Source organism: Micromonospora sp. WMMD558 (assembly GCF_049315255.1).
Lineage (GTDB): Bacteria > Actinomycetota > Actinomycetes > Mycobacteriales > Micromonosporaceae > Micromonospora.
The window spans coordinates 675,738-701,221 of record NZ_CP186061.1 but is presented as its reverse complement, the minus strand read 5'-3'; the positions used below and the strand labels follow the sequence as shown (position 1 = coordinate 701,221).

At 72.9% G+C, this 25,484-nt stretch carries 27 protein-coding genes and 1 pseudogene; 12 read left to right on the top strand and 16 right to left on the bottom strand.

Annotation, left to right across the window (positions count from 1 at the left end):
* The first annotated feature begins 28 nt into the window (after nt 1-28).
* The gene (locus ACN26Y_RS03330; RefSeq protein ID WP_422734303.1) at nt 29-355 is read left to right on the top strand and encodes a hypothetical protein; all 327 of its coding nucleotides are present in this window, start codon (nt 29-31) and stop codon (nt 353-355) included.
* A gap of 188 nt (nt 356-543) precedes the next feature.
* Here ACN26Y_RS03330 and ACN26Y_RS03325 read toward each other — a convergent pair whose 3' ends face one another.
* From ACN26Y_RS03325 to ACN26Y_RS03315, 3 genes and pseudogenes are all read right to left on the bottom strand, one after another.
* Nucleotides 544-1,806 (bottom strand): acetyl-CoA C-acetyltransferase, encoded by a 1,263-nt coding sequence (locus ACN26Y_RS03325; protein WP_422734302.1) that lies wholly within the window; start codon nt 1,804-1,806, stop codon nt 544-546.
* Nucleotides 1,807-1,917: 111 nt separating this feature from the next.
* Entirely contained in the window at nt 1,918-2,721 is an 804-nt protein-coding gene (locus ACN26Y_RS03320) for an SGNH/GDSL hydrolase family protein (protein ID WP_422734301.1), read from the bottom strand.
* A pseudogene (locus ACN26Y_RS03315) lies at nt 2,718-3,808 on the bottom strand (SGNH/GDSL hydrolase family protein). The gene ACN26Y_RS03320 and the pseudogene ACN26Y_RS03315 overlap by 4 nt, the downstream one beginning before the upstream one ends.
* Before the next feature lie 150 nt (nt 3,809-3,958).
* Here ACN26Y_RS03315 and ACN26Y_RS03310 point away from each other — a divergent pair.
* A complete protein-coding gene (locus tag ACN26Y_RS03310; RefSeq protein ID WP_422734300.1) occupies nt 3,959-4,315 on the top strand; it encodes a YkvA family protein in 357 nt (118 codons plus the stop codon).
* A gap of 77 nt (nt 4,316-4,392) precedes the next feature.
* On the top strand, nt 4,393-5,763 hold the full coding sequence (locus tag ACN26Y_RS03305) for a cystathionine beta-synthase (protein WP_366600092.1): 1,371 nt from the start codon (nt 4,393-4,395) through the stop codon (nt 5,761-5,763).
* 65 nt (nt 5,764-5,828) lie between these two features.
* On the opposite strand, the gene ACN26Y_RS03300 is transcribed toward ACN26Y_RS03305, so the two are convergent.
* The 3 genes from ACN26Y_RS03300 to ACN26Y_RS03290 all read right to left on the bottom strand — a co-directional run bounded on the left by ACN26Y_RS03300 (nt 5,829) and on the right by ACN26Y_RS03290 (nt 8,340).
* Nucleotides 5,829-6,785 (bottom strand): S1C family serine protease, encoded by a 957-nt coding sequence (locus ACN26Y_RS03300; RefSeq protein WP_422734299.1) that lies wholly within the window; start codon nt 6,783-6,785, stop codon nt 5,829-5,831.
* A 119-nt stretch (nt 6,786-6,904) separates the two neighbouring features.
* Nucleotides 6,905-7,414: a GNAT family N-acetyltransferase gene (locus ACN26Y_RS03295; RefSeq protein WP_422734298.1), complete on the bottom strand. Its 510-nt coding sequence runs from the start codon at nt 7,412-7,414 to the stop codon at nt 6,905-6,907.
* On the bottom strand, nt 7,411-8,340 hold the full coding sequence (locus tag ACN26Y_RS03290) for a ribonuclease Z (protein WP_422734297.1): 930 nt from the start codon (nt 8,338-8,340) through the stop codon (nt 7,411-7,413). The genes ACN26Y_RS03295 and ACN26Y_RS03290 overlap by 4 nt, the downstream gene beginning before the upstream one ends.
* Nucleotides 8,341-8,741: 401 nt before the next feature.
* Here ACN26Y_RS03290 and ACN26Y_RS03285 point away from each other — a divergent pair, with 401 nt between their 5' ends.
* Nucleotides 8,742-9,047, top strand: a complete 306-nt coding sequence (locus tag ACN26Y_RS03285) for a hypothetical protein (RefSeq protein WP_422734296.1) — start codon at nt 8,742-8,744, stop codon at nt 9,045-9,047.
* A 101-nt stretch (nt 9,048-9,148) separates the two neighbouring features.
* Nucleotides 9,149-9,853 carry a hypothetical protein gene (locus tag ACN26Y_RS03280; RefSeq protein ID WP_422734295.1) on the top strand — a complete coding sequence of 235 codons (705 nt, stop codon included), beginning with the start codon at nt 9,149-9,151 and terminating at the stop codon, nt 9,851-9,853.
* Here ACN26Y_RS03280 and ACN26Y_RS03275 read toward each other — a convergent pair.
* Genes ACN26Y_RS03275 through ACN26Y_RS03265 form a run of 3 tightly spaced genes read right to left on the bottom strand, consistent with a single transcriptional unit; the run spans nt 9,793 to nt 14,596 of the window.
* Entirely contained in the window at nt 9,793-10,986 is a 1,194-nt protein-coding gene (locus tag ACN26Y_RS03275) for an osmoprotectant NAGGN system M42 family peptidase (RefSeq protein WP_422734294.1), read from the bottom strand. The genes ACN26Y_RS03280 and ACN26Y_RS03275 overlap by 61 nt on opposite strands.
* Entirely contained in the window at nt 10,983-12,809 is a 1,827-nt protein-coding gene (ngg, locus tag ACN26Y_RS03270; protein ID WP_422734293.1) for an N-acetylglutaminylglutamine synthetase, read from the bottom strand. Before ngg ends, ACN26Y_RS03275 begins: the two co-directional genes overlap by 4 nt.
* Before the next feature lie 2 nt (nt 12,810-12,811).
* A complete protein-coding gene (locus tag ACN26Y_RS03265; protein ID WP_422734292.1) occupies nt 12,812-14,596 on the bottom strand; it encodes an N-acetylglutaminylglutamine amidotransferase in 1,785 nt (594 codons plus the stop codon).
* Between the two features lie 439 nt (nt 14,597-15,035).
* Here ACN26Y_RS03265 and ACN26Y_RS03260 point away from each other — a divergent pair, with 439 nt between their 5' ends.
* Complete coding sequence (locus ACN26Y_RS03260) at nt 15,036-15,371, top strand: hypothetical protein (protein WP_422734291.1); 336 nt, start codon at nt 15,036-15,038, stop codon at nt 15,369-15,371.
* Nucleotides 15,372-15,502: 131 nt separating this feature from the next.
* Here the strand turns inward: ACN26Y_RS03260 and msrA are convergent, their stop codons facing one another.
* Together msrA and ACN26Y_RS03250 are read right to left on the bottom strand one after the other, a co-directional pair.
* A complete protein-coding gene (msrA, locus tag ACN26Y_RS03255) occupies nt 15,503-16,165 on the bottom strand; it encodes a peptide-methionine (S)-S-oxide reductase MsrA (RefSeq protein ID WP_422734290.1) in 663 nt (220 codons plus the stop codon).
* Nucleotides 16,166-16,240: 75 nt separating this feature from the next.
* Nucleotides 16,241-17,200, bottom strand: coding sequence for a Fic family protein (locus tag ACN26Y_RS03250; RefSeq protein WP_422734289.1), 960 nt, complete (start codon nt 17,198-17,200; stop codon nt 16,241-16,243).
* A 257-nt stretch (nt 17,201-17,457) separates the two neighbouring features.
* Between ACN26Y_RS03250 and ACN26Y_RS03245 the strand changes: the two genes are divergently transcribed.
* From ACN26Y_RS03245 to ACN26Y_RS03235, 3 genes are read left to right on the top strand one after another with little or no spacing between them, the layout of a single operon-like run.
* Nucleotides 17,458-17,646 carry a Scr1 family TA system antitoxin-like transcriptional regulator gene (locus tag ACN26Y_RS03245; RefSeq protein WP_422734288.1) on the top strand — a complete coding sequence of 63 codons (189 nt, stop codon included), beginning with the start codon at nt 17,458-17,460 and terminating at the stop codon, nt 17,644-17,646.
* On the top strand, nt 17,637-17,825 hold the full coding sequence (locus tag ACN26Y_RS03240; RefSeq protein WP_422734287.1) for a DUF397 domain-containing protein: 189 nt from the start codon (nt 17,637-17,639) through the stop codon (nt 17,823-17,825). Before ACN26Y_RS03245 ends, ACN26Y_RS03240 begins: the two co-directional genes overlap by 10 nt.
* A complete protein-coding gene (locus ACN26Y_RS03235) occupies nt 17,822-18,406 on the top strand; it encodes a GNAT family N-acetyltransferase (RefSeq protein ID WP_422734286.1) in 585 nt (194 codons plus the stop codon). Before ACN26Y_RS03240 ends, ACN26Y_RS03235 begins: the two co-directional genes overlap by 4 nt.
* A 73-nt stretch (nt 18,407-18,479) precedes the next feature.
* Here the strand turns inward: ACN26Y_RS03235 and ACN26Y_RS03230 are convergent, their stop codons facing one another.
* Genes ACN26Y_RS03230 through ACN26Y_RS03220 form a run of 3 tightly spaced genes read right to left on the bottom strand, consistent with a single transcriptional unit; the run spans nt 18,480 to nt 19,944 of the window.
* Nucleotides 18,480-18,890 carry an HIT family protein gene (locus ACN26Y_RS03230; protein WP_422734285.1) on the bottom strand — a complete coding sequence of 137 codons (411 nt, stop codon included), beginning with the start codon at nt 18,888-18,890 and terminating at the stop codon, nt 18,480-18,482.
* A gap of 35 nt (nt 18,891-18,925) precedes the next feature.
* Entirely contained in the window at nt 18,926-19,621 is a 696-nt protein-coding gene (locus ACN26Y_RS03225; RefSeq protein WP_422734284.1) for a nucleotidyl transferase AbiEii/AbiGii toxin family protein, read from the bottom strand.
* Nucleotides 19,618-19,944 carry a hypothetical protein gene (locus ACN26Y_RS03220; protein WP_422734283.1) on the bottom strand — a complete coding sequence of 109 codons (327 nt, stop codon included), beginning with the start codon at nt 19,942-19,944 and terminating at the stop codon, nt 19,618-19,620. Before ACN26Y_RS03220 ends, ACN26Y_RS03225 begins: the two co-directional genes overlap by 4 nt.
* A gap of 98 nt (nt 19,945-20,042) precedes the next feature.
* On the opposite strand from ACN26Y_RS03220, the gene ACN26Y_RS03215 reads away from it, so the two are divergent.
* The 3 genes from ACN26Y_RS03215 (at nt 20,043) to ilvA (ending at nt 23,987) form a co-directional block, all read left to right on the top strand.
* Complete coding sequence (locus ACN26Y_RS03215) at nt 20,043-21,185, top strand: cystathionine gamma-synthase (RefSeq protein ID WP_366600073.1); 1,143 nt, start codon at nt 20,043-20,045, stop codon at nt 21,183-21,185.
* Between the two features lie 16 nt (nt 21,186-21,201).
* Nucleotides 21,202-22,611 carry an amidase gene (locus tag ACN26Y_RS03210; protein WP_366600072.1) on the top strand — a complete coding sequence of 470 codons (1,410 nt, stop codon included), beginning with the start codon at nt 21,202-21,204 and terminating at the stop codon, nt 22,609-22,611.
* A gap of 155 nt (nt 22,612-22,766) precedes the next feature.
* Nucleotides 22,767-23,987, top strand: coding sequence for a threonine ammonia-lyase (gene ilvA / locus ACN26Y_RS03205; RefSeq protein WP_422734282.1), 1,221 nt, complete (start codon nt 22,767-22,769; stop codon nt 23,985-23,987).
* Nucleotides 23,988-24,201: 214 nt separating this feature from the next.
* Here ilvA and greA read toward each other — a convergent pair whose 3' ends face one another.
* Together greA and ACN26Y_RS03195 are read right to left on the bottom strand one after the other, a co-directional pair.
* A complete protein-coding gene (gene greA, locus ACN26Y_RS03200) occupies nt 24,202-24,699 on the bottom strand; it encodes a transcription elongation factor GreA (RefSeq protein ID WP_366600070.1) in 498 nt (165 codons plus the stop codon).
* A 161-nt stretch (nt 24,700-24,860) separates the two neighbouring features.
* On the bottom strand, nt 24,861-25,295 hold the full coding sequence (locus ACN26Y_RS03195; protein ID WP_366600069.1) for a DUF4307 domain-containing protein: 435 nt from the start codon (nt 25,293-25,295) through the stop codon (nt 24,861-24,863).
* Nucleotides 25,296-25,484 lie beyond the last annotated feature (189 nt).

Here is a 25,484-nt window from a genome sequence, read left to right as displayed (position 1 = left end):
GTAGGAGTGGGGGCGTAGACTCCGCCGGGTGGGTGATCCGGAGGAGCGGCTGACGCGGGCCGTCGAGCTGCTCGTACGGCAGGTGGGGCACTGGCAGCAGCCGCGGTGGGCTGCCGTGGCCGCCGGCGGGAATGTCTCCCGGGCGGATCTGGTGCACCGGCTGGTGCAGGAGATCGCGAACCTCGCCGCGGGCGCCGAGGGCGCCTCCCGCCGCACGGTGCCCCGCCTCGCCAACGACCTGGTCCTGCCGGACCAGCTCCGGGTGGTCGCCGCGGATCTCGTCGCCGCCCGCCCCTCCGCCGAGACACTGGCCCGGGCCGTCGACGAGGTGGCCGCGACCCGTACCGCGCTCTGACCCGAGCCGGCCGCACCGCCGCTACCCGCCCGACGCGGAGTGGATGCTCGTCGAGCCGGCAGCCGGGGAGGGCGGCTACTCGTCGACGACTGGCTGCTCGCCGTGCCGTCCGGCCGGCCCGGTGCGCCGCGCCTTCCGACGCGGCGGCCCGCCGACCCGGGCGGGTCGGCGGGCCGGACGCGGGTCGGTCAGCTCAGGCGCTCGAGGACCATGGCCATCCCCTGGCCGCCCCCGACGCACATGGTCTCCAGGCCGATGCTCTTGTCGTGCCACTCCAGCGCGTTGAGCAGCGTGCCGGTGATCCGGGCGCCGGTCATGCCGAACGGGTGGCCGACGGCGATCGCGCCGCCCATCACGTTCAGCTTCTCGACCGGGATGCCCAGCTGCCGGTACGAGGGGATCACCTGCGCGGCGAACGCCTCGTTGATCTCGACCAGGTCGACGTCGTCGATGGTCATGCCGGCCCGCTTGAGGGCCTGCTTCGACGCCTCGACCGGGCCCAGGCCCATGATCTCGGGGGAGAGCGCGGTGACGCCGGTGGAGACGATCCGGGCCAGCGGGGTGATCCCGAGGTCCCTCGCCCGCTGGGCGCTCATGACGACCACGGCGGCGGCGCCGTCGTTGAGCGGACAGCAGTTGCCGGCGGTGATCCGGCCGTCGGGACGGAAGACCGGCTTCAGGCCGGAGACGGCCTCCAGGGTGACACCCGGGCGGGGGCCGTCGTCGGTGCTGACCGCGGTGCCGTCCGGCGTGGTGACGGGGGTGATCTCGCGGGCCCAGAAGCCGTCGGCGATCGCCTTCTCGGCGAGGTTCTGGCTTCGTACGCCGAACTCGTCCATGTCGGCGCGGGTCACGTCGTACACCTGGGCCAGGTTCTCCGCGGTCTGCCCCATGGTCAGGTAGATGTCCGGCAGCTCGCCGGACTCGCGCGGGTCGGTCCACACCTCGGCGCCGCCCTGCGCGCGGGCCTTCGAGCGCTGCTGCGCGGCGGCGAAGCGCGGGTTCTCCCAGCCGCCGCCGACCAGCGCCTGCGCCTCCGGGGGCAGGCCGTCGGAGCTTCCCCGGGCGTACCGGGAGACGGTTTCGACACCGGCGGAGATGAAGACGTCCCCCTCGCCCGCCCGGATCGCGTGCATCGCCATCCGGGTGGTCTGGAGCGAGGACGCGCAGTAGCGGGTCAGGGTGGCGCCGGGCAGGCCGTCCAGCCCCATCAGGGTGGCGACCACGCGGGCCATGTTGAAGCCCTGCTCACCGCCGGGCAGACCGCACCCCAGGTAGAGGTCGTCGATCTCGGTCGGGTCGAGCTGGGGGATCTTGTCGAGGGCGGCCTGCACGATGGTCGCGGCGAGGTCGTCCGGGCGGACGTCGCGCAGGGACCCCTTGTGCGCCCGGCCGATGGGGGAGCGGGCGGTGGCGACGATGACGGCGTCGCGAGACGACTCAGTCGGCATGAACCCACGTTAACCCGCCAGTAACATCGGGCGGAAGCCGCGCGGGCGGCGGGAAATGTCACCCCGCGCGCGGTCGGCGTCGTTCCGGCGCGGGGCGCGGGCCGCTCCGGGTCAGTGACGGGTGGCGACCGCGGCGGCGGCCGCGACCGCCGGGAGCAGGGCGTGGGCCCACACCCGGTAGCCGTCGGCGGACGGGTGGAACCCGTCGTGACAGAGGGTGCCGGCGTCGGCCCGGAAGACCGGCCCGGTCTCGGTCGCCAGGTCGACCACCGTGCCGCCAGCGTCCAGCACCGCGACGATCTGCGCCCGGGCGACCCGCCGACCCGACCAGCCGACCAGGTGCCGCAGCGGCGGCGCGATCGCGCGGACCGCGCCGAGGTCGGGGCAGGTGCCCACGACGACCTCCACGCGGGCCTCGCGGAGCCGGTGCACGGCCGCCCCGAGGTACGCGGCGGCGTCGGTCGGCCGGCGCATCGTGGTCGCGTCGTTGGCACCGATGAGGATCACCGCCACGTCGGGACGTTCGCCGAGCAGCGCCCGGGCGACCTGCGTGGCCAGGTCCGTCGAGCGGGAACCGGAGACGCCCACGCTGGACAGGTGCACGAGCCGCCCGGTCGGGCCCTCGGCGAGCAGGTTGGCCAGCTGGCCGCCGATGGTGTCCTCGAGCCGGTCGACGCCGACGCCGAGCGCCGACGAGTCACCGAGCAGCACGAGCCGCAACGGCGGCGCGCCGGCCCGCCCGATCGTGGCCCGCAGGGCCAGGCCGAGCTCCGGCTCAGCGTACGGGCGGTGCCGCGCGGCGAAGGCCTGACCGGCCAGGACGGCTGCGCCGCCCACCGCCCCCGCCGCCAGCGAGAGCGCCGCCGCGCGGCCCAGCCGGCCGGCGAGGCGCGACGGGAGGAGGTGGCCGGTCACGACGACACCGGCCGGGGGGCGACGATTCGCTCGGTCATGCCAGTCCCTCCACTGTGGGTGAGTCCGCGGCCGGACCGGGTTGTGGCACGGCGCCGACACCGAACAAGGCCCGTCGGCGAAGCTGCGCCCACCGACCGGCCGGGCCGCGGTCGCGACCCCGGACCTGGGCGCCGCTGACCTCGGTCCCCGCGTGCCGCGCCGCCTCCTGGGCGGCCTCCGGCAGCGACCGTACGCCCTCACCCCGGGTCGGCGCAGCCCTGCGTTCCTGACCGGCGCCCAGGGCGGAGAGGAGCGTCGGCAGCAGCGCGGCGGCGGCCACGGCGTACCCCTCGGCGGACGGGTGGAACCGGTCCCAGGCGAACATCCGGCCCGGCTCGGCGACGAACCGGGGGCCGAGCAGGTCACCGAGGGAGACCGTCCAGCCGCCGGCCTCGACCACGGCCACCGTCTGGGCGGCGGCGAGCTGCCGGCTCCACCGGCGGGCCAGCCAGCGCAGCGGCGGCTGGATGGGCCGGATCGCGCCGAGGTCCGGGCAGGTGCCGACGACCACCTCGCAGCCGGCGGCGCGCAGCGCGGTGACCGCCTCGACCAGGTAGCGCACGGCGAGCGCGGGCGGGGTGCGGTTGGTGACGTCGTTGCCGCCGACCAGGATCACGGCGATGTCGGGGTGGCAGTCCAGTGCGGCCTCGACCTGGTGCCGCAGCCCGGCGGAGAGAGCGCCGACCACGGCGAACCGGTGCAACCGGACCGGCCGTTGCAGCCGCCGGGACAGGCCGGTGGCGAGCAGCGCGCCCGGCGTCTCGCGGCGGCGGTGCACGCCGTACCCGGCGGCGGAGGAGTCGCCGAGGACGACCATGGTGATCGCGGGGCCGGGCAGCTTGGCGCCGTACACCCCGTCGCAGCGCGGCGGCGGGGCTTCGGCCATCGGAATGGTGCGGCGGGCCTGCCGGGCCTGGCCGATGAGCACCCCGCCGGTGGCGACGGCGGCCGCCGCGGTCGCGCCCGTGCCGAGTGCGACCAGCCGGGCGACGCGCTGGACGTTGCGCCAGCGCGGACCGGCCGGAACGACGGAACCAGCGACCCCCATGCACCGACATTATCGCGACCTTGCGACACGCCGCTGTCACCGTCACGGCACGCCGGTGCCTGGAAATCGACGTGTCCGGGTACCTGTTCCCACGACCGCCGCCCGGGTTGCGCCGGGGCGGCACGCTGGCGTGCGGGAGGGAGCGACGAGATGGGGAAGACACTGCAACGGCGGGCGGCGTTCACCGCGCTGGCCCGTGCGCTGATGGCCGGGGCCCGGGGCGGGCCGTCACTCGGGGCCCGGCTGGCCGCGCTGCCCCGGATGATCCGGGCGACGGCCCGCGGGGAGTACGACGGCGGCCTGCGGCTGGCCCTGATGACGGCGGCCACGGCGTACATCGTCTCGCCGGTCGACCTGCTACCGGAGATCCCGTTGGCGATCTTCGGGCTGGCCGACGACGCGGTCATGGTCACCTGGCTGGCCGGCAGCGTGCTCGCGGAGACCGAGCGGTTCCTGGAGTGGGAGAAGCGCCGCTCGTCCGTCGTCCCGGGCGAGGTGGTCGGCTGACGGCACGTAGGCTGGGCGCGGGTATTCGTCTGCCCGGCCGCCCACCCGGCGGCGCCGGAGGAGAAGGGCACAACCAGGTGCAGTACTACGACAACGTCGTCGAGTTGATCGGCAACACCCCGCTGGTACGGCTGCGCAACGTCACCGAGGGCATCCAGGCGACCGTCCTGGCGAAGGTGGAGTACCTGAACCCCGGCGGGTCGGTCAAGGACCGGATCGCCCTGCGCATGGTGGAGGACGCCGAGAAGGCGGGCATCCTCAAGCCGGGCGGCACGATCGTCGAGCCGACCAGCGGCAACACCGGCGTCGGGCTGGCGCTGGTGGCCCAGCTCAAGGGCTACCGGTGCGTGTTCGTCTGCCCGGACAAGGTCAGCCAGGACAAGCAGGACGTGCTGCGCGCGTACGGGGCCGAGGTCGTGGTCTGCCCGACCGCCGTCGCTCCGGAGGACCCGCGTTCCTACTACAACGTGTCCGACCGGCTGGCCCGGGAGATCCCCGGAGCCTGGAAGCCCAACCAGTACGCGAACCCGGCGAACCCCCGCTCGCACTACGAGACCACCGGGCCGGAGCTGTGGAAGCAGACCGAGGGCCGGATCACCCACTTCGTCGCGGGCGTCGGCACCGGCGGCACGATCTCCGGCATCGGCCGCTACCTGAAGGAGGCGTCCGAGGGGCGGGTCCGGATCGTCGGCGCGGACCCGGAGGGCTCGGTCTACTCCGGTGGCACCGGCCGCCCGTACCTGGTCGAGGGCGTCGGCGAGGACTTCTGGCCGGAGACGTACGACCGGGGTGTCGCCGACGAGATCATCGAGGTCTCCGACAAGGCGTCGTTCGAGCTGACCCGCCGCCTGGCCCGCGAGGAGGGGCTGCTGGTCGGCGGCTCGTGCGGCATGGCGGTCGTCGCCGCGCTGGAGGTGGCCCGCAAGGCCGGCCCGGACGACGTGGTCGTGGTGCTGCTGCCGGACGGCGGCCGGGGCTACCTGTCCAAAATCTTCAATGACGCCTGGATGGCCCGGTACGGCTTCCTGGACAACTCGGGCTCGGAGCCGACGGTGGCCGACGCGCTCGCCGCCAAGCCGGGGGCTCTGCCCGAGCTGGTGCACGTGCACCCGACCGAGACGGTCCGGGACGCGATCGACTACATGCGCGAGTACGGCGTCTCCCAGCTGCCGGTGCTGAAGGCGGAGCCGCCGGTGGTGACCGGCGAGGTGGCCGGCTCGATCGCGGAGAAGGACCTGCTCGACGCGCTCTTCACCGGGCAGGCCCACCTGCACGACACCATCGAGCGGCACATGGCCGACCCGCTGCCGATGATCGGCGGCGGTCAGCCGGTCAGCGAGGCGGTGGCGCTGCTGGAGAAGTCCGACGCGGCCCTGGTGCTGGTCGACGGCAAGCCCAGGGGTGTCCTCACCCGCCAGGACCTGCTCGCCCACCTCGGCGCCCGCTGAGCTGTAAGGAAGGGCCCCTTGTTAACGCCTGGCGTAGAACAAGGGGCCCTTCTTAACGCCGGCGGTCAGCGATTCAGCTCGGTGGGCACCGCCACCACGTCCACCAGGGCGCCCTTGCGGAGCACGGTCACCGGCAGTCGGCTGCCGATCGCGTCGCCCAGCATCAGCCGTTGCAGCCCCTGGCCGTCGCTGACCGGCCGGCCGCCGGCCGAGAGGATCACGTCGCCCAGGTAGATGCCGGCCAACCCGGCGGGGCTGCCCGGCACCACCTCCACCACCCGCAGGCCGCGCCGCTGGCCGGTGCGTACGGCGATCTCCGGTGGCAGCGGCACCGGCACGCTCGCCACGCCCAGCCAGGCCCGGCGTACCCGCCCGTGGGCCGTGAGGTCGCCGATGATCTGCCGGGTGGTGGCGTTGATGGGCACGGCCAGGCCCAGCCCGTACCCGGCGACCGCGGTGTTCACCCCGACCACCCGGCCGGCGGAGTCGGCGAGCGCGCCGCCGGAGTTGCCCGGGTTGAGCGCCGCGTCGGTCTGGATGACGTCCTCGATGAGGCGGGTGACCCGGCCGTCCCGCGCCGGCAGCGACCGGCCGAGCCCGGAGACGACCCCGGCGGTGACCGAGCCGGCCAGCCCCATCGGGTTGCCGACGGCCACGACGAGCTGGCCGATGCGCAGCCCGTCGGCGTCGCCCAGCTCGACCGGCGGCACGGTGGCCTCCTCGACGCGCAGCACCGCGAGGTCCGAGAGCGGGTCGGCGCCCACGACGCGGAACCGCTTCTCGGTGCCGTCGCCGAACGTCGCCGAGCCGTCCAGCGTGCCCTGCACCACGTGGGCGCTGGTCAGCAGCAGTCCGTCCGTGCCGACGGTGACGGCGGAGCCGGCGCCGCCGCCGCGGGCGGTCCGCACCGACAGGGCGGCCACGCTGGGCAGCACGCGCGCCGCGACGGTCGTGACGACCTGGGAGTACGCGTCCAGCGCGGCCTCCTCGGCCGAGCCGGAGGCGGTGCGATCGGTGTCCATACCGCTGCCAACGCCGCCGGATCGACGCCCATGCCCCGATCCGCTCAGAGCGAACGCCGCGCCCTCAGGGTTGATAAGGGACCCCTCCTCTACCGCAGGCGTTAAGAGGGGGCCCTTCCTTACACCTCGCGCGTGTAGCGGAGTTGCGGCGTCCGCGTGGAACCGATGCGGTCCTCGCGTTCCGTGCCGGTCTCCACCCAGCCGCCCCGCTCGTAGAAGCGCCGTGCGTGCGCGTTCTCGCGCAGCACCCAGAGCGCGGCGTGAACCCAGCCGCGCGCCCGCATCGCGGCCAGCGCGTCGACCATCAGCTCGCGTCCCACGCCGCGTCCCTGCTCCGCCGGCTCCAGATGGAGTGCGTACAGCAGGCCGGTGGCGGGGTCGCCCTCGTCGTCGGGGCCGACGTAGCTGAAGCCGGCCAGCTCGCCGTCCCGCTCGGCGAGCGTCATCCGGTGGCTGTCCCGCTCCCAGCCCCACCGCTCGGCCCAGTACCGCCCCATCTCCTCGCCGGTGGGCGCGGCCAGGGACTCGGGCGGCAGGAACGACGAGTACGCGGCGACCCGGGACCGCTGGTGCAGCGCACCCACCGCCATCAGGTCATCGGCGGTCGCCGGACGGAGCGTGATCGTCACCCGGCCGAGGCTACCCGCCGGGGCGGGACCGGCACGGTCGTCAGGTCCTCGGCGATCACCAGGTCGCCGTCGAAGTGCTTCCGGGCCTCGTCGGCGAAGCGGTTCGCGTCCGCGTACCGCTGGGAGAAGTGGGTGAGCACGAGCCGGCGTACCCCGCACTCGCTGGCCACCCGCGCGGCCTGCGCCGCCGTGAGGTGGCCGACCTCGGCGGCGAGCGCGGACTCCGACTCCAGGAACGTCGACTCGATGACCAGCAGGTCGGCGTGCTCGGCCAGGGCGTACACCCCGTCGCAGAGGCCGGTGTCCATCACGAAGGCGAACCGCTGCCCCGGCCGGGGGACGCTCACCTCGTCCCGGGTGACGCGACGCCCGTCGACGTCCAGGTGACCGACGCGGAGCAGCTCACCGACGGCCGGGCCGGCGATGCCGTACGCGGACAGCTTCTCGGGCATCATCCGGCATCCGTCCGGCTCGACCAGCCGGTAGCCGTACGTCTCGATGGGGTGCCGCAGCCGGCGCGCCTCCAGCGTGCCGCCGCGCAGGGCGATCCGCTGACCGTCGGCGTCGATCGGTTCGACGGCCAGTTCGGCGGTCTCGTAGAAGCTCGACGCGTGTCGCAGCCGGTTGAAGTACTCGGCGCCGCCGGCCGGGAAGTGCACGGCCACCCGGTGCGGCACCCGGTCGAGGGAGAGGCGCTGGATCATGCCGGGCAGCCCCAGGCAGTGGTCGCCGTGGAAGTGGGTGACGCAGATCCGGGTCAGGTCGGTGGCGGTGACCGTGCTCTGCACCAGTTGCCGCTGGCTGCCCTCGCCGGGGTCGAACAGGATCACCTCGTCGTCCCAGCGCAGCACGTACCCGTTGTGGTTGCGCGTCCGGGTCGGCGCCTGGCTGGCCGTCCCGAGCACCACCAGCTCGCGCATCGACACGGTGATCTCCCCGGAGATGAAACGACCCCCGGGGCTTCCGCGCTCGCGCGCGGGCCGGCTGGACTGGGCCGGCACCCCGGGGGTCGGGTGGCTGTCGTGGATTCGCCGCACCGCTGCCACACGGTCTCGACGATTTTGCCGGTGCCCACCCCTCGCGGGGCGGACGGGATCACTGTCGAGGACAGCGGCTAGCGGACAGCCACCTCACGAGTCCGATTGCTATACAAGTCTGGACCACCTCCTTTCCCGTGTACCGCCACGCTATCCAGAGCCCGGCGGCCGGGCAACGGATTTCGATCACAGGCACCACCGGGAATGCCGGCCCGGTGTTCACCGCCCGGCCAGCTGCCCGTCATCCGGAAACGCCTGTGTATCGGCTGGTCGCGGGTCATCATCGGCTCATGGCGACGAGCGAGGCGGGAGCCGGACCGCGGCGACGGACGCCGGGTGGGCGCCGCAGGGCGGTCCTCGGCTGGGGCGGCTGGGCCGCCGCGGTGGCCGTGCTGTCGATGCTCGGGCGCTGGATCGGCGGGGCCGCCGAGCCGGAGTGGGCCGAGGAGGTCGCGCTGGTCCTCGTGATCGGCCTGGCCAGTGTGGCCGCGCCACCGGTGCTCGACCGGCTGTCCGCCGGGTCGCCGGAACCGGGCGAACGCGCTCGGGATGCGGCGCGGCCAGCCGCAGCGTCAGCCGGCCCTCCTCGACCGTGAGCCGGCGGGTGCCGGACCGAGCCGGCACCGGCCGCCCCGCCCCAGCGCGGCACCGAATCGCAGGCTGCCCCTACTTGCTCCGGTAGGGCAGGATCCGGGGGATGAGCGACGACGATGGCCGGCGGGATTGGCTGCGCGAGGTCGCGAGGTTCGCCGCCACCTTCGCGCTGTTCGTCGCCATCGACGAGTGGCGGGGTGGAAACGGCATGGACGACGACTTCCCGACGCTGCTGGCCGAGATCCTGGCTGCCGCCCTCCTCGTCAGCCTGCTCGTTCGGACCTCCCGCTGGCTCCGCCAGGCCGTGCGGGCGCGGCGGGCCGGCCGGCGCGGCGCACCGGCGCCGCCCCGGCCACCCGGCTCACCCCGGTTCCCGCTGCTCGTCGTGCTGGTGGGGCTGCCGGTGCTGGTCGGCCTGCTAATTCTCGGTGCCCGGCTGTGGAGTGCCGGCTGGGCGCCCGCCGTGGAGCGGACCGTCACCTCGCCGTACTCGTGGATCATCGTGGTGGTCTACCTGGGTCATGCGCTCGCCCCGGGCCGTACCGAGCCGGCCAAGCAGCGCCGGTGGCCGATGTGGCGCCTGGCGGAGAACGTTGTGGCCGCGTTCCTCTGGGTGGGCCTGGTCAGCGGCGACCTGCTGCCGGACCGGTGGTACGGCACGCTGGGCGAGACCGTACTCGCGTTGCTCGCCGCGACGGCTGCGGGGGACGTCGCCCTGCGGGTGTTCGGTGCGCCGGCCGGCCCCGATCAGGAGGCGGCGGTGATCCCGATGGGACCCTCACGCGGGCCCTCCTCGTTGGCGGGCTGAACGGCCAGCGACGGGAAGTCCGCGAGGTCGCCGGCCGGCTCCGCGTCCCACTCCGGGAAGACCAGGTCGCTCTGGAGGTAGAGGCAGAGCAACTGGGTCAGGTGACGCAGCCCGTCCAGGTGGGTGCGTTCGTGGCCGTGGGTGGCGTCCACCCCGAAGCCGAGCAGCGCCACCCGAGCGTGGGCGCCCGCCTCGACGGCCGCCGCCACGTCCGAGCGGTAGTAGTCGAACACGTCGCGGACCAGGTCGACGCCGTGCTCGCGGGCGATCGACGCCAGGTTGCGGGTGAGGTGGTAGTCGAACGGGCCCACCCCGTCGCCCATGGCCAGCGTCGCCGCGTCCTCCCGGGACTGCTGACCGGGGGCCACCACGGCGGCGTCCACCGAGACGATCTCCGCCACGTCGGGGTCCAGGCCGTGCGAGGCGCCGTGGCCGATCTCCTCGGTCACCGTGATCAGCAGGTGGGCGGTGACCGCCGGGGTGACGCCCGCGTCGACCATCGCCTTGCACGCGGTCAGCACGGCCGCGACCCCGGCCTTGTCGTCGAGGTGCCGGGACTTCACGTACCCGGACGGGGTGATCTGCGGGTTGGGCAGCAGCGCCACGAAGTCGCCCGCGTCGACGCCCAGCGCGCGCAGGCCGGCGATGTCGTCGACCGGCTCGTCCACCCGTACCTCGACCAGTTCCCAGCCGATGCCCTGGGAGTCGACGGCCTCGTTGTAGCGGTGGCCGCTCGCCTTCAGCGGGAGCACCTGCCCGGTGATCACCCGGTCCAGGTCGTCGGTGAAGATCCGGACGTGGGCACCCTCGGCGAACCGGGCGCTGTGCGTACCGATCGGCTTCAGCTCCAGCCGGCCGTTCTCCTTGAGCCGCTTCACCATGCCGCCGATGGTGTCCGTGTGCACCACGACCGCCCGGTCCGCCCCCGTGGTACGGGGACCGGGCAGGCAGGCGCTGAGCGCGCCGCGCCGGGTCAGCGTCGACGGGATCCCGAGCGCCGCCAGCCGTTCGCCCACGTACTGCTGCACGTGGTCGGTACGCCCCGACGGGCTGGGGATCTCCAGCAGCTCCAGCAGCACCTGGCGCAGGTAGTCGAGGTCGAGGGGGAGCGGAGCGGGCTTGTTCGCGGTCATGCCCCTGAGCTTGCCGCACCTGCCGGGGACCACAGTCGTTGAGGGGCCCGGGTGCCGGGGAAGAGCAGGTCGACGAAGCGCTCGGCGGTCGGCTGCGGTTCGTGGTTGGCCAGGCCGGGGCGCTCGTTGGCTTCGATGAAGACGTGCTCGGGTCGGTCCGGAGCGGGCACCAGCAGGTCCAGCCCGGTCACCGGGATGTCCAGTGCCCGGCTCGCGGTCACGCACGCCTCGGCGATCGCCGGGTGCAGTTCGGCGGTGACGTCGTGGATCGTGCCGCCGGTGTGCAGGTTGGCGGTGCGCCGGACGGCGAGCACCTGCCCCTCCGGCAGCACGTCGTCGAGGCCGTACCCGGCCTCGGCCACCACCTCGCGGGTCATGTCGTCCAGCGGGATGCGGGACTCGCCGCCGGTCGCGGCCGCCCGGCGGCGGCTCTGCCGCTCGATCAGCTCGGCGATGTCGTGCACCCCGTCGCCGGTGATCGACGCCGGCCGGCGTACCGCCGCGGCCACCACCTCGTGGTCGATCACCACGACCCGCAGGTCCTCGCCCGTGCACAGCTCCTCCAGCAGCACCTCGGGGCAGAACCGGGTGGCCAGCTCGACGGCGGTCCGCAGCGCCTCGGGCGTCGTCACCCCGACCGTGATGCCGTTGCCCTGCTCGCCTCGGGCCGGCTTGACGACCACCTGGCCCACCTCGGCGAGGAACGCCGCGTCGGCCTGGCCACCGACGGCGGTCCGGCCGCGCGGCACCGAGAGCCCGGACCGGGCGAGGATCCGCCGGGTGACGCGCTTGTCGTCGCAGCGGCTCATCGCCACGGCCGAGGTCAGCTCGGACAGCGACTCACGGGTGAGGATGGTCCGGCCGCCGCTGCTCAGCCGCAGCTCGCCCCAGGCCGGGTCGGTCACCTCGACCCGGATGCCGCGGCGCATCGCCTCGTCCGCGACGATCTTCGCGTACGGGTTGAGCCGGTCGTACCCCTCGGGCATGGCGGGCAGGAAGAGGCGCTCGTTGATCGGGTTCTTCCGCTTCACGCAGAGCGTGGTGGTCCGGTAGAAGCCGATCCGTTCGTAGAGCCGGATCGCCCCGGCGTTCTCGGCGAGCACGGACAGGTCGACGTACGCCCGGCCCCGCTCGACCAGCCGGGCCGCCAGCTCGGTGATCAGCGCCTGGCCGGTGCCCGGCGGCGCGGCGTTGAAGTCCACGGTCAGGCACCACAGGCTGGCGCCGTTGTCCGGGTCGTCGAAGACCGCCACGTGGTCGACGCCGGTGATGGTGCCGACGATCTCGCCGGCCGCGTCCTCGGCGACGAGGTGCAGGAAGCGGTCGTCGTCCGCGTTGGCGACCAGCACCTTCACCGGGGCGGTGACCATGCTGTTGGCCGCGTAGATCCGGTTGACGTCGTCGGCGTCGTCCGCGTCGCGCAGCGGCCGGATCCGCAGCCCGGGGATCTCGGGGGCGTCGGGCTGCCCGCCGTCCAGCGGCAGCCGGTAGGTCAGCGACGGGTCGATGAACAGCTCGTCCGGCAGTCGGGAGACCAGCACGTGCGGGTCGCGCAGGTAGATGCAGATGTCCCGGGCGCCGGCCGCCTCCGAGCGCAGCACGTCGGCGACGGCTGCCTGGTCGGTGAACGTCTGGCCGAAGACCAGCCGGCCCCAGCCGCAGTCCAGCACCACGCCGTCGGCGCGCCCGCCGTCGGTGCCGTCCTCGGCCGGACCGGCGTTCGCCGCCACCGGGTCGCCGCCCGGCCCGACCCGCTCGTACCGCCGGCTCCGGCCGCGCACCTGGTCCGCGAGGGCCACCCCGGTCGCGAGGGTGTCCGACACGGTCAGTCGATTCCGTGGCTCTGGAGCCACATTTCCAGGAGTCCGAGTTGCCACAGCTTGTTTCCGTTCAACGGGGTCAGTTCGGCGTTCGGGTCAGCGAGCAGCGCGTCGACGTAGTCGGCGCGGTACAGGTCGCGGCGGCGGGCCGCCGGTGCGGTGAGGGCGTCGCGTACCCGGTCGAGGAGCTTGCCCTCCAGGTGGGTGAGGCCGGGGACGGGGAAGTAGCCCTTCGGCCGGTCGATGACCTCGTGCGGGAGGACCCGGCGGCCGATCTCCTTGAGCACGCCCTTGCCGCCCTGCGCCAGCTTCAGTTCCGGCGGGCAGCTCGCGGCGAGCTCCACGAACTCGTGGTCCAGGAACGGCACCCGGGCCTCCAGCCCGTGCGCCATGGTCATGTTGTCGACCCGCTTCACCGGGTCGTCGGTCAGCATCACCTGGGTGTCGATGCGCAGGCCGGCGTCGACCGCGGTCGCCGCGCCCGCCCGCGCCAGGTGTGCGGCCACGAACTCCCGCGCCGGGTCGCCGTCGGCCAGCCACCCTGGGTTGAGTACGCGGGCCAGCCCGGCCGCGTCCCGGTCGAAGAACGCCCTCGCGTACGTGTCGAGCGCGTCCTCCCGGGCCACCCGGGCCAGCGGCGGGTACCAGTGGTAGCCGCCCAGGATCTCGTCCGCGCCCTGGCCGGACTGCACGACCTTGACGTGCCGGGCGACCTCCTGGCTGAGCAGGAAGAACGCGACGCAGTCGTGGCTGACCATCGGCTCGCTCATCGCGGCGACGGCCGCCTCCAGCGGCGGCACCAGGTCGCCGGTCGGCACCTTGATCTGGTGGTGGTCGGTGTCGAACGTCTTCGCCACCAGGTCGGAGTAGCGGAACTCGTCGCCCTCCCGGCCGCCCACGGCGTCGAAGCCGATGGAGAACGTGGACAGCCCCCGCTGGCCCTCGCCGGCGAGCAGGGCCACCACCAGGCTGGAGTCCAGGCCGCCGGAGAGCAGCACGCCGACCGGCACGTCGGCGACCATTCGCCGGCGCACGGCGGTGGTCAGCGACTCCAGCAGGGCGTCCTGCCAGTCCTTTTCGGACCAGCCGGCGTGGTCGGCGTTCCGGGTGAACGACGGGTTCCAGTAGATCCGCTCGTGCGTACGGCCGTCCGGCTGGTAGACCCGGATGGTGGCCGGGGGCAGCTTCGCCACACCGCGCAGGATGGTCCGCGGCGGCGGCACGATGCTGTGGAAGCTCAGGTAGTGCGCGAGCGCGACCGGGTCGATGGAGGTGTCGACCCCGCCGCCGGCCAGCAGCGCGGGCAGGGTGCTGGCGAAGCGTACGACGCCCGGCGACTCGGCCACGTACAGCGGCTTGATGCCGAGCCGGTCCCGGGCCAGCACCAGCCGGCCGGTGTCCCGCTCACTGATCGCGACGGCGAACATGCCGATCAGGTGGTCGACGAAGTCCAGGCCCCACTCGGCGTACGCCTTGAGCACGACCTCGCTGTCGCCGGAGGAGAAGAACCGGTGCCCCTTGGCCTGGAGCTCGGCGCGCAGCTCCCGGTAGTTGTAGATGCAGCCGTTGAAGACGCCGGTGAGCCCGGCGGCGGCGTCGACGAGAGGCTGCCCGCTCGCGGCGGACAGGTCGATGATCTTCAGGCGGCGGTGCCCCAGGGCGGTCGGCCCCTGCGCCCACACGCCGCTGTCGTCCGGCCCTCGGTCACTCATCGTGGCCGCCATGCGCTCCACCGCGCCGACATCGGCACGCGAACCGTCACGACGGAACTCTCCCGCAAGTCCGCACATGCCGGCCCATGCTGCCAGAGGATGTTGCGATTCGCCTGTTGAGATGATGACGGTCGTGTAAAGGGTTGCTAGGATTCGCGCCCCTCGGTCGCAGAGCGTGACGGTGGGCGGGGGGCCGTGGCGGTTCGTGTCTGGGGCCGTCACCCTGGGCGGATCTCGAGCGCCCGCTGGCTGTGATAATCACCGCACCTCCGGTGCGGCTGGTCGATTGTCTCGGCGTCGGCCACGGCGTCGCCCGATTCGGGATGCCTCCCACCCGGCGGCGCGAGTTGCCCAGATGGGTCGCCTAAGGGCCGGTCGGCCCAAAGCCGAAAAAACTACACTTATCATCTGCAAGCCGGTTTGCCGCAGAAACCCGGAAACTGGCACGAGAGAACATGAATCCTCCTTACGTTTGGCGTGGCTCATCTTCCCGAGCCGTCCGGAAGGGAGAGGAAACATGTCGAAGAGGTTCGTGACCAAGCTCGCCGGCGCGGCCGCACTGGGCGGTGCCGCCCTGCTGCTCGGTACGCCCACGGCCGCAATGGCCTACGGCGGCGAGGACTCGTCGGACAAAAACGTCTGCGGCACCATCGAGCAGTCCAACGAAGCGCTCGCCGCCAGCGTCTTCGAGAAGAACTTCATCGAGGACAGCGACGTCGACGTCGACGTCAACCAGAACATCGAACAGCAGAACAGTACGGAATTCGGTCCAGACAACAAGATCATCACTGTCTGCATCAACGACGTGGAGGTGGAACTGGAGCTGGGACGGTCGCTGCCCGTCCCGCGCTAGGGCGCGAGTGTCGGGCATCAGCTAGCCCGTGCGCCAGCGTCCCGGACACCTCGCGGTGCCCACCGTGGCCGGAGGTGCGGTCGTCACGATCAAGGTCAGGAGGCCCCGGCTGAGCCGGGGCCTCCTCCGCGTCAGCCGGCGGTGCGGGCGATGCCGACCGGGCAGCTCAGCCCGTTGGGGCCATGGTTGCAGTAGCCGTTCGGGTTCTTGGTCGGGGCGAGGTACTGCTGGTGGTAGTCCTCGGCCAGGTAGTAGTCACCGAGCCGGCCGATCTCCGTGGTGATCTCGCCCTTGCCCGCGCGGGCCACGATCGGCGCGAACGCGTCCCGGGACGCCTGGGCGGTGGCGAGCTGCTCGTCGGTGGTCGCGTAGATCGCCGACCGGTACTGGGTGCCCACGTCGTTGCCCTGGCGCATGCCCTGGGTCGGGTCGTGGTTCTCCCAGAAGACCTTGAGCAGGTCCTCGTACGTGATCAGCTCCGGGTCGTACACGACCTGGACGACCTCGGCGTGGCCGGTACGGCCCGAGCAGACCTCCTCGTACGTCGGGTTCGGCGTGTAGCCGCCCGCGTAACCGGCGGAGGTGGTGAACACGCCGGGCAGCGTCCAGAACAGGCGCTCGGCGCCCCAGAAACAGCCCATCCCGAACACGGCGACCCGCGATCCCTCGGGGAACGGGGGCTTCAACGGGGTGCCGAGCACCTCGTGGCGGTCGGCGACGGGCATCGCGATCAGGCGGCCGGGCAGGGCCTGCTCCGGGGTGATCATTTCGGCCTTCATGCGGCGCAGGAACACGGTGGGGACTCCTCTCGTACCCTTCGCAGCCTGCAACGCCCGTAGACCCGTATTCCTTACCCGTCCCACCCACTGTCAGGCGCGGTTACGCCGCCATCGCGTCTGTGCGTACTCATCCACCCAGCTCCTGCTGCTCCGCCAGGCGCCGTCGTCTCCCTTCACCGCCCGCAAGCGCCCCCGGTTGGCAGCGACACGCAGTGCGGCCTCCGACAGGTCCGGCGACGCGAGAGCCGGCAACGGGACGAGTTGTGCCGGCTCGGCCACGGCCGGCATCAGGAAGCGGTAGATGTTCGTCGTGACGCTACGGGCAATCAACTCGCCAAGAGGGCCCGGGTCGCCACGGTCCGCTCTCTGCATCGCCCGAAGGTACGCAGCGCGGTCGCGCTTGTAGATGATCGCCGGTGGGTAGCCGAGTCTGCCCAGCAGGAGACTGAGGACAAGCCGGCCTGCGCGTCCGTTGCCGTCCAGAAAGGGATGAACGACCTCGAAGCGGTGATGGACGACGGCCAGGCGTTCGGCGAGAGGTGTCTCGCCGTTCTTGCGCAACTCGTCGGTCGCGTCGACCCAACTCCGCATCAGGGAGTCCACCTCAGGCCAGGGGGGCGGCTTCATCCCCCCGGGGAACCTGGCGATCTCATGCCGGCGGAAGTTTCCCGGAGTCTCACTGTCGAGAGCGTGCGGGTGGGGAGCCACTGTCCAGACCGGGGTCATGGCGAGGTGATGAATGTGCCGGAGCTCCTGCAACGACACGAGTGAGCCGTCCTGCCAGTCGCCGGGCTCCAGTGCTTGGCCGTAGACCCATCGCGCCGCCTCCGCGTACCCCTGAACTTCCAGGTAGTCGCGGAGAGCCTTGGCGCCGACCGCCCGGCCCTCGTCGAGGAGCTTCTCGACCTCGGACAGCACGAGTATGTTGCCCTCGATGGCGGTACTGTGGTGCGCCTCCTGGTGCCAGATGTCCGACCAGATGTCGGCGGCGTCCCGCGGAGAGGGCAACCCTCCCATCTGGTCACGCAGCTCCCGGACGGCCTCCTCCATCCGCTGATGGACCGCTGCCCGGCTGGGACGTCCTGGTCCCGGCATGGGGACCCCTCCAAGATTTTGTTCGCTAGGGCCAAACTAATTGTACCGAACAGTTTCGGTATTTGTTCGCAAGCGGCTCAAGAGCTTGAACGAACAAATCTGGCTCCGGCTGTGCATCTCCGCGGGCGGGGCTGGTGTCTGCCCCCACATCGCGGGTTGTGCGGGTCGCGACGCTTCCCGTGCGGGTGATCGAGTCACTACTTTCTGCACTGGTGGGCGGCGATGTCGCCCGGACAGCGGGTGATGTGGCCTATCTGGACAACCAGCTCCAGGGGCACGTGGTCTCGCACGGACCGGACGTACCATCGCTGCTGCGGACCTGGGAGTCGGTGCGCGCCGAGGCGCTGTCCGCCCGGCAGAGCACCGAGCTGATCGAGGAGGCGGCACAGGCATGGACCTGACCGGGGCGGTCTGGGTGAAGAGCACGCGCAGCAGCGGCAACTCCGGTGACTGCGTCGAGGTCGCCGGCAACCTGCCCGGGGTCGTCGCCGTGCGGGACAGCAAGGACCGGCAGGGTCCCGTGCTGACCTTCCCGCCCGCCGCCTGGCGCGCCTTCGTCACCACGCCGCCCACCCGGTGACCGTTCCGCCCCTCTCCACCGGCCCGAAGCAGCCGACGATCACCGCGATCCGGCCGGACGCCGACGAGGCGTTGGCCCGGTCGGTGCTCGCGGTGCAGCACGCCGCGTACGCGGTCGAGGCCGCCCTGATCGGCGACGACCGCATCCCGCCGCTGCACGAGACGGTGACCGACCTGCGCGCGGCGCCCCTGCGCTGGCTCGCCGCGTTCGCCGCCGACCTGCCCGGCGACGGCCCCGGCGTGCAACCCGGTGCCGGGCCTCCCGCCTCGGCCGCCGACCTGCCGGGCGACGGTGCCAGCGTGAATACCGGTGCGCCTCGACTGGCTGGCGCGATCGCCTGGACCGAGGACGACGCGACCGTGGACATCGACCGCCTGGTGGTCGACCCGGCCGCGCACCGGCGGGGCGTCGGGCGCGCTCTGGTCGGCGCCGTGCTGGCCCGAGCCGGTGCCCGTCGCGTCGTCGTCGCCACCGGCCGGGCCAACCAGCCGGCCCGCCGCCTCTACGAGTCGCTCGGGTTCACCGCGATCGGGGACGAAGAGGTCATCCCGAACCTCTGGATCTCGCGCTACGTGCGGTAGCCCTGAAGATCTTGGAAGGAAGCGGCCCCTGGAGGGGCCGAAATCTTCCAAGAACTCGCCCGGTCCAGTCCGCTCAGAGCGCCGCGCGGATGCGGTCGGCGTGGTCGGTCGCGTCGGCGTCGTCGGCGTAGCGCGTGCGGGGCCAGAAGAAGCCGCGCAGGCCGTCGCCCTTCGTCCGGGGCACCACGTGGGTGTGCAGGTGCGGCACGGACTGGGAGACCTTGTTGTTCATCGCCACGAACGTGCCGCCGGCGCCCAGGCCGGCCTCGACCGCGATCGCGAGCCGCCGTACCAGCCCGAAGTAGCCGGCCAGCGCCTCGGGCGGCAGGTCGGCCAGCGTGACGAGGTGCGTACGCGGCACCACGAGCACGTGCCCCTTGAACACCGGCCGGGTGTCCAGGAACGCCACCCCGTCCGCCTCGTCCACGACCCGGAACGCCGGCACCTCGCCCGCCACGATCCCGCAGAACACGCACCCCGCCATCGCCCCCACGCTAGTGCCATCCGTGCCGGCGGGACTCAGGCCGGATCGAGATAGGCGTCCCACTCGTCGTCCGCCACCCCGATCGGGCCGGTCTCGCCGTTCGCCAGGCGCGACCGGATGTCCGACTCCCATGCGAGCGCCCACCGACACAGAACCTCGATCGCAGCCTCATTCAACCCGTAGGACAGGAAGGTGCGAGGGTCACGTTCGACGACGCCGCCGAGGCGGTCGGCCAACTCCTCAAGGGAGAAACCGGCGGTGTGCCGGGCCCCCAGGTGCTCCATCTCCATCCACGTCAGCCGGGCATTGGCTGCCCTGATGTCGATGTAGTCGCGGTGGGCGGCACGGTCATGCAGCGCTCGCATCTTCAGACCTACCGCGTCCTCGAAGGCGACAACCGGCCCGATCGCCAGCCGGGCCGGGGGCCCGAGCCCTTCCTTGAGGAGATCGACTTCGCACGACGCGGTTGTGTCGGAGACGACCATGCGGGCCATCCGCGGGGTGACCTCAACGACCTTCGTCTCGTAGCCGGCGTCACGGTAGGCGCGGGCCAGCCGATCGACGACGGTGATCAGTGGCAACGCGGTGGCGGTAGCGAAGTCGATGTCCTGCGAGGGGCGGTCGAGCAGCTCATGGGCGGACATCGCGTAGCCACCCGCCAGCATGAGACCCAGCTCGTCGCCGGCATTGAAGCCGATCACGAGCAGCCGCTGGTGCAGGGCGTCGATCATGCGGCTGACAGGTCGGGAAGCCGGCGTTCCCAGAGGGCAGTGAGACGACGGGCGGTAAGCCGACGGATCCGTGGCCAGTCACGTCGCAGCAGCACCGGGTTCACGTAGCGGACGACGTCGTCACGTTGCCCGCAGTCGATAAGCAGGCAGTAGAGCGTCAGCCGCTCGCGCGGGTCGGTGACGTCGAACTCGGTCAGGCCGGACCAGGCCAGTCGCACCGGCAGGGCGACGCGGCCGTGATCGGGGCCGGCCATCATGTCCAGCGAGGCGGGAATGCGGTCGGCCGCGCCGATCAGGCGGGACGGCAGGGCGGTCGAACTCACTCGGCCAGTATCGCCCACCGCCCTGACACTCCGCTTCCACCGACCCGCGGGGGTGGGTTCCATGGGCTGGGAAGGACTGGACGACTAACGTCTCGGGAATGAGTCACGGCTTCGAGACGCTCGCCATCCACGCCGGCCAGGACCCCGAGGCCCGCACCGGCGCGGTGATCCCACCGATCTACCAGACCAGCACGTACGCGCAGGACGCCGTCGGCGCGCCCCGGCTGGGCTACGAGTACAGCCGCTCCGGCAACCCGACCCGCGACGCGCTCCAGGAGTGCCTCGCCGCGCTGGAGGGCGGCACCGTCGGGCTCGCCTTCGCCAGCGGCCTCGCCGCCGAGGACACCCTGCTGCGTACCGTCTGCAAGCCGGGCGACCACGTGGTCATCCCCGACGACGCGTACGGCGGCACCTACCGGCTCTTCGCGAAGGTGGTCGAGCGGTGGGGGCTGCGCTACACCCCCGCCAAGGTGTCCGACCCGGCCGCGATCCGGGCCGCGATCGAGCCCGGCCGGACGAAGATCGTCTGGGTGGAGACGCCCACCAACCCGCTGCTCGGCATCGCCGACATCGCGGCCCTCGCGGCCGTGGCGCACGACGCGGACGCGCTCCTGGTCGTGGACAACACGTTCGCCTCGCCGTACCTCCAGCAGCCGCTCGCGCTCGGCGCGGACGTCGTCGTCCACTCGACGACGAAGTACATCGGCGGGCACTCCGACGTGGTCGGTGGCGCGCTGATCGCCGGCGACGCCGGGCTCGGCGAGGACCTGCGTTACCACCAGAACGCGATGGGCGCGATCAACGGGCCGTTCGACGCGTGGCTCACGCTGCGCGGCATCAAGACCCTCGGCGTACGCATGGACCGGCACTGCGACAACGCCGAGCGGATCGCCGCGTACCTCGACGGGCACGCCAAGGTGGGTCAGGTGATCTACCCGGGCCTGCCGTCGCACCCGGGTCACGAGGTGGCCGCGAAGCAGATGCGCCGCTTCGGCGGGATGATCTCCTTCCGGGCGGCCGGCGGCGAGGAGCACGCCGTCGAGATCTGCAACCGGGCGAAGCTCTTCGTGCTCGCCGAGTCGCTCGGCGGCGTGGAGTCGCTCATCGAGCACCCGGGCCGGATGACACACGCAAGTGCCGCCGGCTCGCCGCTTGAAGTTCCCGGCGATCTCGTGCGACTGTCTGTCGGCATCGAGACGGTCGACGACCTGCTCGCCGATCTGGAGCAGGCGCTGGGCTGACCGCGGGCTGGGGAGGGTGGCCGTGCAGGACATCATGCCGACCTGGGTGGGGGCGACCGCCAAGCAGATCGCCCGGGGCGTACGCCGGGGTGACGTCTCCGCCACCCAGGTGGTGGCCGACCACCTCGACCACATCGCCCGCGCCGACGCCGAGCTGGCCGCGTTCCGTGCGGTCCGCGGCGGTGAGGCGGTCACCGAGGCGGAGAAGGTCGACGAGCAGGAGGACCTGGCCAACCTCCCCCTGGCCGGCGTGCCGGTGGCGGTCAAGGAGAACACCGCCGTCGCCGGGCTGCCCACCTGGAACGGGTCGGCCGCCGTGCGTACCCCGGTGGCGGAGGCCGACCACGAGGTGGTCCGGCGGCTGCGCGGCGCCGGCGCGGTGATCCTCGGGGTGACCCGGATGCCGGAGCTGGGCCTGTGGGGCGTCACCGACGACGAGACCGGGGTGACCCGCAACCCGTGGGACCTCGGGCGTACCCCCGGCGGCTCCTCCGGTGGCTCGGCCGCCGCGGTGGCCGCCGGCCTGGTGCCGATCGCCCACGCCAACGACGGCCTCGGGTCGATCCGGATCCCGGCGGCCTGTTGCGGCCTGATCGGCCTCAAGCCCGGGCGCGGGGTGGTGCCGTGCCAGCTCGGCGCGGACGACTGGTTCGGCCTCACCGAGCACGGCGTGCTGACCACCACGGTGGCCGACGCCGCGGTCGGCTTCCAGGTGCTCGCCGGCCGTCGGCAGGAGAAGCTGGTGCCGCCGCAGCGGCTGCGGGTCGGGGTGTCGCTGCGTTCCCCGGTGCGCGGGGTCTCGCCGGACGCCCCGAACCGGGACGCGGTCGCCGCCGCCGGCCGGCTCCTCGCCGCCGCCGGGCACGACACGGTGCCGGCGGACCCGGTCTATCCGACCGCGCTGGGCCTGCAGGGCATCGCGACCTGGTTCGCCGCGGCCGCCGCCGACGTGCGGGCCGCCGGCCTGGACCGGCGGATCCTGCAGCGGCGCAGCCGCCGGCACGTCGCCTTCGGGGAGTGGGCGGAGCGCCGGGGGTACGTGCGGGAGGCCGACCGGGCCGCCTGGCGCGAGCGCTCGATCGGGTTCTTCGCGGACCACTCGGTCGACCTGCTGCTCACCCCGGCGCTGGCCACCGTGCCGCCGGAGGCGGCGAGCTGGTCGGCCCGTTCCTGGCGGGCGAACATGGTGGCCAGCATCCGGTACGCCCCGTACGCCGCCCCGTGGAACATCGCCGGCCTGCCCGCGCTGGTGGTGCCGGTCGGCCGCCGCCCGGACGGCCTGCCGGTCGCGGTCCAGCTCGTCGGCCCGCCCGGCTCGGAACTCCTGCTGCTCGGCGTGGCCGGCCAGTTCGAGATGCAGGCGCCCTGGACCCGCCACGCTCCCGGCTACCCCCGCGTCGGAACGGGGTCGCCGGCCCCCGCCTGATCCAGCCCCGCGGTCGGGCCGGGCACCGACAGACGCGATCTTGCACCTATCAGCCCTGGCGAAGTGGGTCGGAAGCCGCGTACCGGCGACGGAAAGCGCATGATCGCGGGGAGGGGCGCGGGTCGGGGGCGGGGCGCGGGTGCGACGATCGGCGTATGACGGAACTGGTCAGCCTGGACGACGTACGGGCCGCGCGGGAACTGCTCGCCGGTGTCGTCCGCACCACCCCTTTGGAGCCCTCCCGGCCGCTCAGCGCGGCGCTCGGCGGGCCGGCCTGGCTCAAGTGCGAGAACCTGCAGCGCGCCGGCTCGTACAAGGTGCGCGGGGCGTACGTGCGGATTTCCCGGCTGTCCGAGGCGGAGCGGGCCAACGGCGTGGTCGCGGCGAGCGCCGGCAACCACGCGCAGGGTGTCGCGCTCGCCGCCGGGCTGGTCGGCACGCACGCCACCGTCTTCATGCCGGTGAACGCGCCGCTGCCGAAGGTGGCCGCCACCAAGGGGTACGGGGCTCAGGTCGAACTCGTCGGCAACACCGTCGACGAGTCGTTGGTGGCCGCGCAGACGTACGCCGAGCGCACCGGGGCGACGCTGATCCACCCCTTCGACCACAAGGACGTGATCGCCGGGCAGGGCACGGTGGCGCTGGAGATCCTCGAACAGTGCCCGGACGTGAAGACGATCGTCACCGGGGTGGGCGGCGGCGGTCTGGTCTCCGGGATGGCGGTCGCGGCGAAGGCGCTGCGGCCGGACGTCCGGGTGATCGGCGTGCAGGCGGCCAGCGCCGCCGCGTTCCCGCCCTCGCTGCTGGCCGGCGAGCCGGTACGCCTCCCGTCGTTCAGCACCATCGCCGACGGCATCGCCGTGGGGCGCCCGGGCGAGTTGACCTTCCTGCACGTTCGCAAGCTGGTCGACGAGGTGGTGACGGTCTCCGAGGAGGACATCTCCCGCGCGCTGCTCATGCTGCTCGAACGGGGCAAGCAGGTGGTCGAGCCGGCCGGCGCGGTGGGGGTGGCGGCGCTGCTGACCAGGGCGGTCGAGGTGGAGGCCCCGGTGGTGGCGGTGCTGTCCGGCGGAAACATCGACCCGTTGCTGATGCTGCGGGTGATCGAGCACGGCCTGGCGGCGGCTGGCCGCTACCTGCGGGTCACCGTCCGGTGCACCGACCGGCCCGGCCAGCTCGCGTCGCTGCTCAGCGAGATCGCCGAGCACCGGGCGAACGTCGTCGACGTCGAGCACCAGCGGGCCAACCCGCACCTGCGCCTCGGCGAGGTGGAGGTCGCGCTGTCGGTGGAGACCCGGGGTGTGGAGCACTCGGACACGCTGATCAGCGCGCTACGGGCCAGCGGCTACCAGGTGGTCTTCGCGGGCGAGGGCTGACGCCGGCTCGTGGCGGGCCGGCGTGCGTGACGCGCGCGGCTCAGGCCGGGCCGGCGTGCGTGACGCGCGCGGCTCAGGCCGGGCCGGCGTGCGTGACGCGGGCGGCTCACGTCGGGTCGGCCTGCGTGACGCGGGCGGCTCACGTCGGGTCGGCCTTCGGAAAACGCGACGCGCCGGTGCCCAGCCGGGCGCCGGCGCGTCGGGACGGTTTCGCTCAGCCGGAGAACGGCTCGAAGGCGACCACGGTCACCTTGATGTCGGCGCCGCTCGGGGCCGTGTAGGTGCACGTCTGGCCGGGGCGGCAACCCAGGATCGCCTTGCCGATGGCGGACTCGGGACTGTAGACCGTCAGGTCCGTGGTCGACGCGATCTCGCGGGAGCCGAGAAGGAAGCGCTCGGTGTCGTCCTTGTCGTCGTCGAAGTAGATCGTGACGACCATGCCGGGCGCGACCGTGTCGGCGGTGGGCGCCTCGCCCACCTGCGCGGTGCGCAGCAGCTCCTTCAGGTAGAGAATGCGCCCCTCGGCCTTGCTCTGCTCCTCGCGGGCAGCGTGGTAGCCGCCGTTCTCCCGCAGGTCGCCTTCCTCGCGCCGGGCGTTGATCTCGGCGGCGATGACCGGTCGGTTGGCGATGAGCTCGTCGAGCTCGGCCTGGAGGCGGTCGTGCGCCTCCTGCGACAGCCAGGTGGCGGGCGCCTCGTTGCCGTTGGACACAGGCGATCTCCTCAGTCGTGCGTGCTGGCTGACAGTGAACTTCCAAGTTACCAGTGACCACCGACAAGGGGTGTCGACGATCACTCACGGCCGCTCGGCGGGCGGTCACGCCAGCACCGGCGACCGCCTTCCGGCGCCGGTGGGATCGGGATCGGCGCCGGTCAGGCCGGCGGTCGGCAGCGCAGCACCTCGCCGATGAAGGCGCGGCCGCTGGTCACCAGCCGGTGCTGCTGCGTCACGTGCCGTTTCCCGGGCTGCGCGGTCACGGTGACCTGCTCCCGGGCGACCTCCGCGCCGGCCCGGTCGCGGGCGCGCAGCACGCAGACCGCGGACCCGCCCGGCGGCACGGTGACCCGGAAGTCGACCAGTACCTGGGTGTCCGTGATCCCGGTGTAGGTGATCACCGTGGCGTCGTACTCGGGGTCGCCGTACTGCTGGTAGAGGCGGACCGTGACCAGGCCGAGGACGGCGGCGAGGCCGAGCGCCAGCAGCCCGGCCAGCAACGGCCGGCGGCGGCCGGGCTCGCGGCGGCGCCCGTACCGGCCGGGCGGGAAGACCGGCGCGCCGGACGGAATTGTGGCGTGCGTCTCGCTCACCGGCGGGTAACTCCTGGCGTCGTTGTCGGGGGCATCGGCAAGAATGGCAGAGTTCATTCTCCCAGCCCGGTCCTGTCGTCCAGCATGACAGGTCGGCGCCGGCGGGTTCCGGCACGGGGGGAGCATTCCGGCAGGTCAGCCGGGCGGCCCGAGGGGCGGACCGCCGGGGCAGAGACGAGGAGCGCCGAC

Excerpts from the sequence above, each read along its gene's own strand:
- ACN26Y_RS03260 (WP_422734291.1), top strand. The coding sequence starts at position 15,036 with ATGTCGAAGAGGTTCGTGACCAAGCTCGCCGGCGCGGCCGCACTGGGC.
- ACN26Y_RS03275 (WP_422734294.1), bottom strand. The coding sequence starts at position 10,986 with ATGACCGCGAACAAGCCCGCTCCGCTCCCCCTCGACCTCGACTACCTG.
- ACN26Y_RS03230 (WP_422734285.1), bottom strand. The coding sequence starts at position 18,890 with ATGGCGGGGTGCGTGTTCTGCGGGATCGTGGCGGGCGAGGTGCCGGCG.
- ACN26Y_RS03225 (WP_422734284.1), bottom strand. The coding sequence starts at position 19,621 with ATGATCGACGCCCTGCACCAGCGGCTGCTCGTGATCGGCTTCAATGCC.
- ACN26Y_RS03250 (WP_422734289.1), bottom strand. The coding sequence starts at position 17,200 with ATGGAGGAGGCCGTCCGGGAGCTGCGTGACCAGATGGGAGGGTTGCCC.
- ACN26Y_RS03280 (WP_422734295.1), top strand. The coding sequence starts at position 9,149 with ATGAGCGACGACGATGGCCGGCGGGATTGGCTGCGCGAGGTCGCGAGG.
- ACN26Y_RS03285 (WP_422734296.1), top strand. The coding sequence starts at position 8,742 with ATGGCGACGAGCGAGGCGGGAGCCGGACCGCGGCGACGGACGCCGGGT.
- ACN26Y_RS03240 (WP_422734287.1), top strand. The coding sequence starts at position 17,637 with ATGGACCTGACCGGGGCGGTCTGGGTGAAGAGCACGCGCAGCAGCGGC.
- ACN26Y_RS03215 (WP_366600073.1), top strand. The coding sequence starts at position 20,043 with ATGAGTCACGGCTTCGAGACGCTCGCCATCCACGCCGGCCAGGACCCC.
- ACN26Y_RS03300 (WP_422734299.1), bottom strand. The coding sequence starts at position 6,785 with ATGGACACCGATCGCACCGCCTCCGGCTCGGCCGAGGAGGCCGCGCTG.
- ilvA (WP_422734282.1), top strand. The coding sequence starts at position 22,767 with ATGACGGAACTGGTCAGCCTGGACGACGTACGGGCCGCGCGGGAACTG.
- ACN26Y_RS03325 (WP_422734302.1), bottom strand. The coding sequence starts at position 1,806 with ATGCCGACTGAGTCGTCTCGCGACGCCGTCATCGTCGCCACCGCCCGC.
- ACN26Y_RS03265 (WP_422734292.1), bottom strand. The coding sequence starts at position 14,596 with ATGTGCGGACTTGCGGGAGAGTTCCGTCGTGACGGTTCGCGTGCCGAT.
- ACN26Y_RS03310 (WP_422734300.1), top strand. The coding sequence starts at position 3,959 with ATGGGGAAGACACTGCAACGGCGGGCGGCGTTCACCGCGCTGGCCCGT.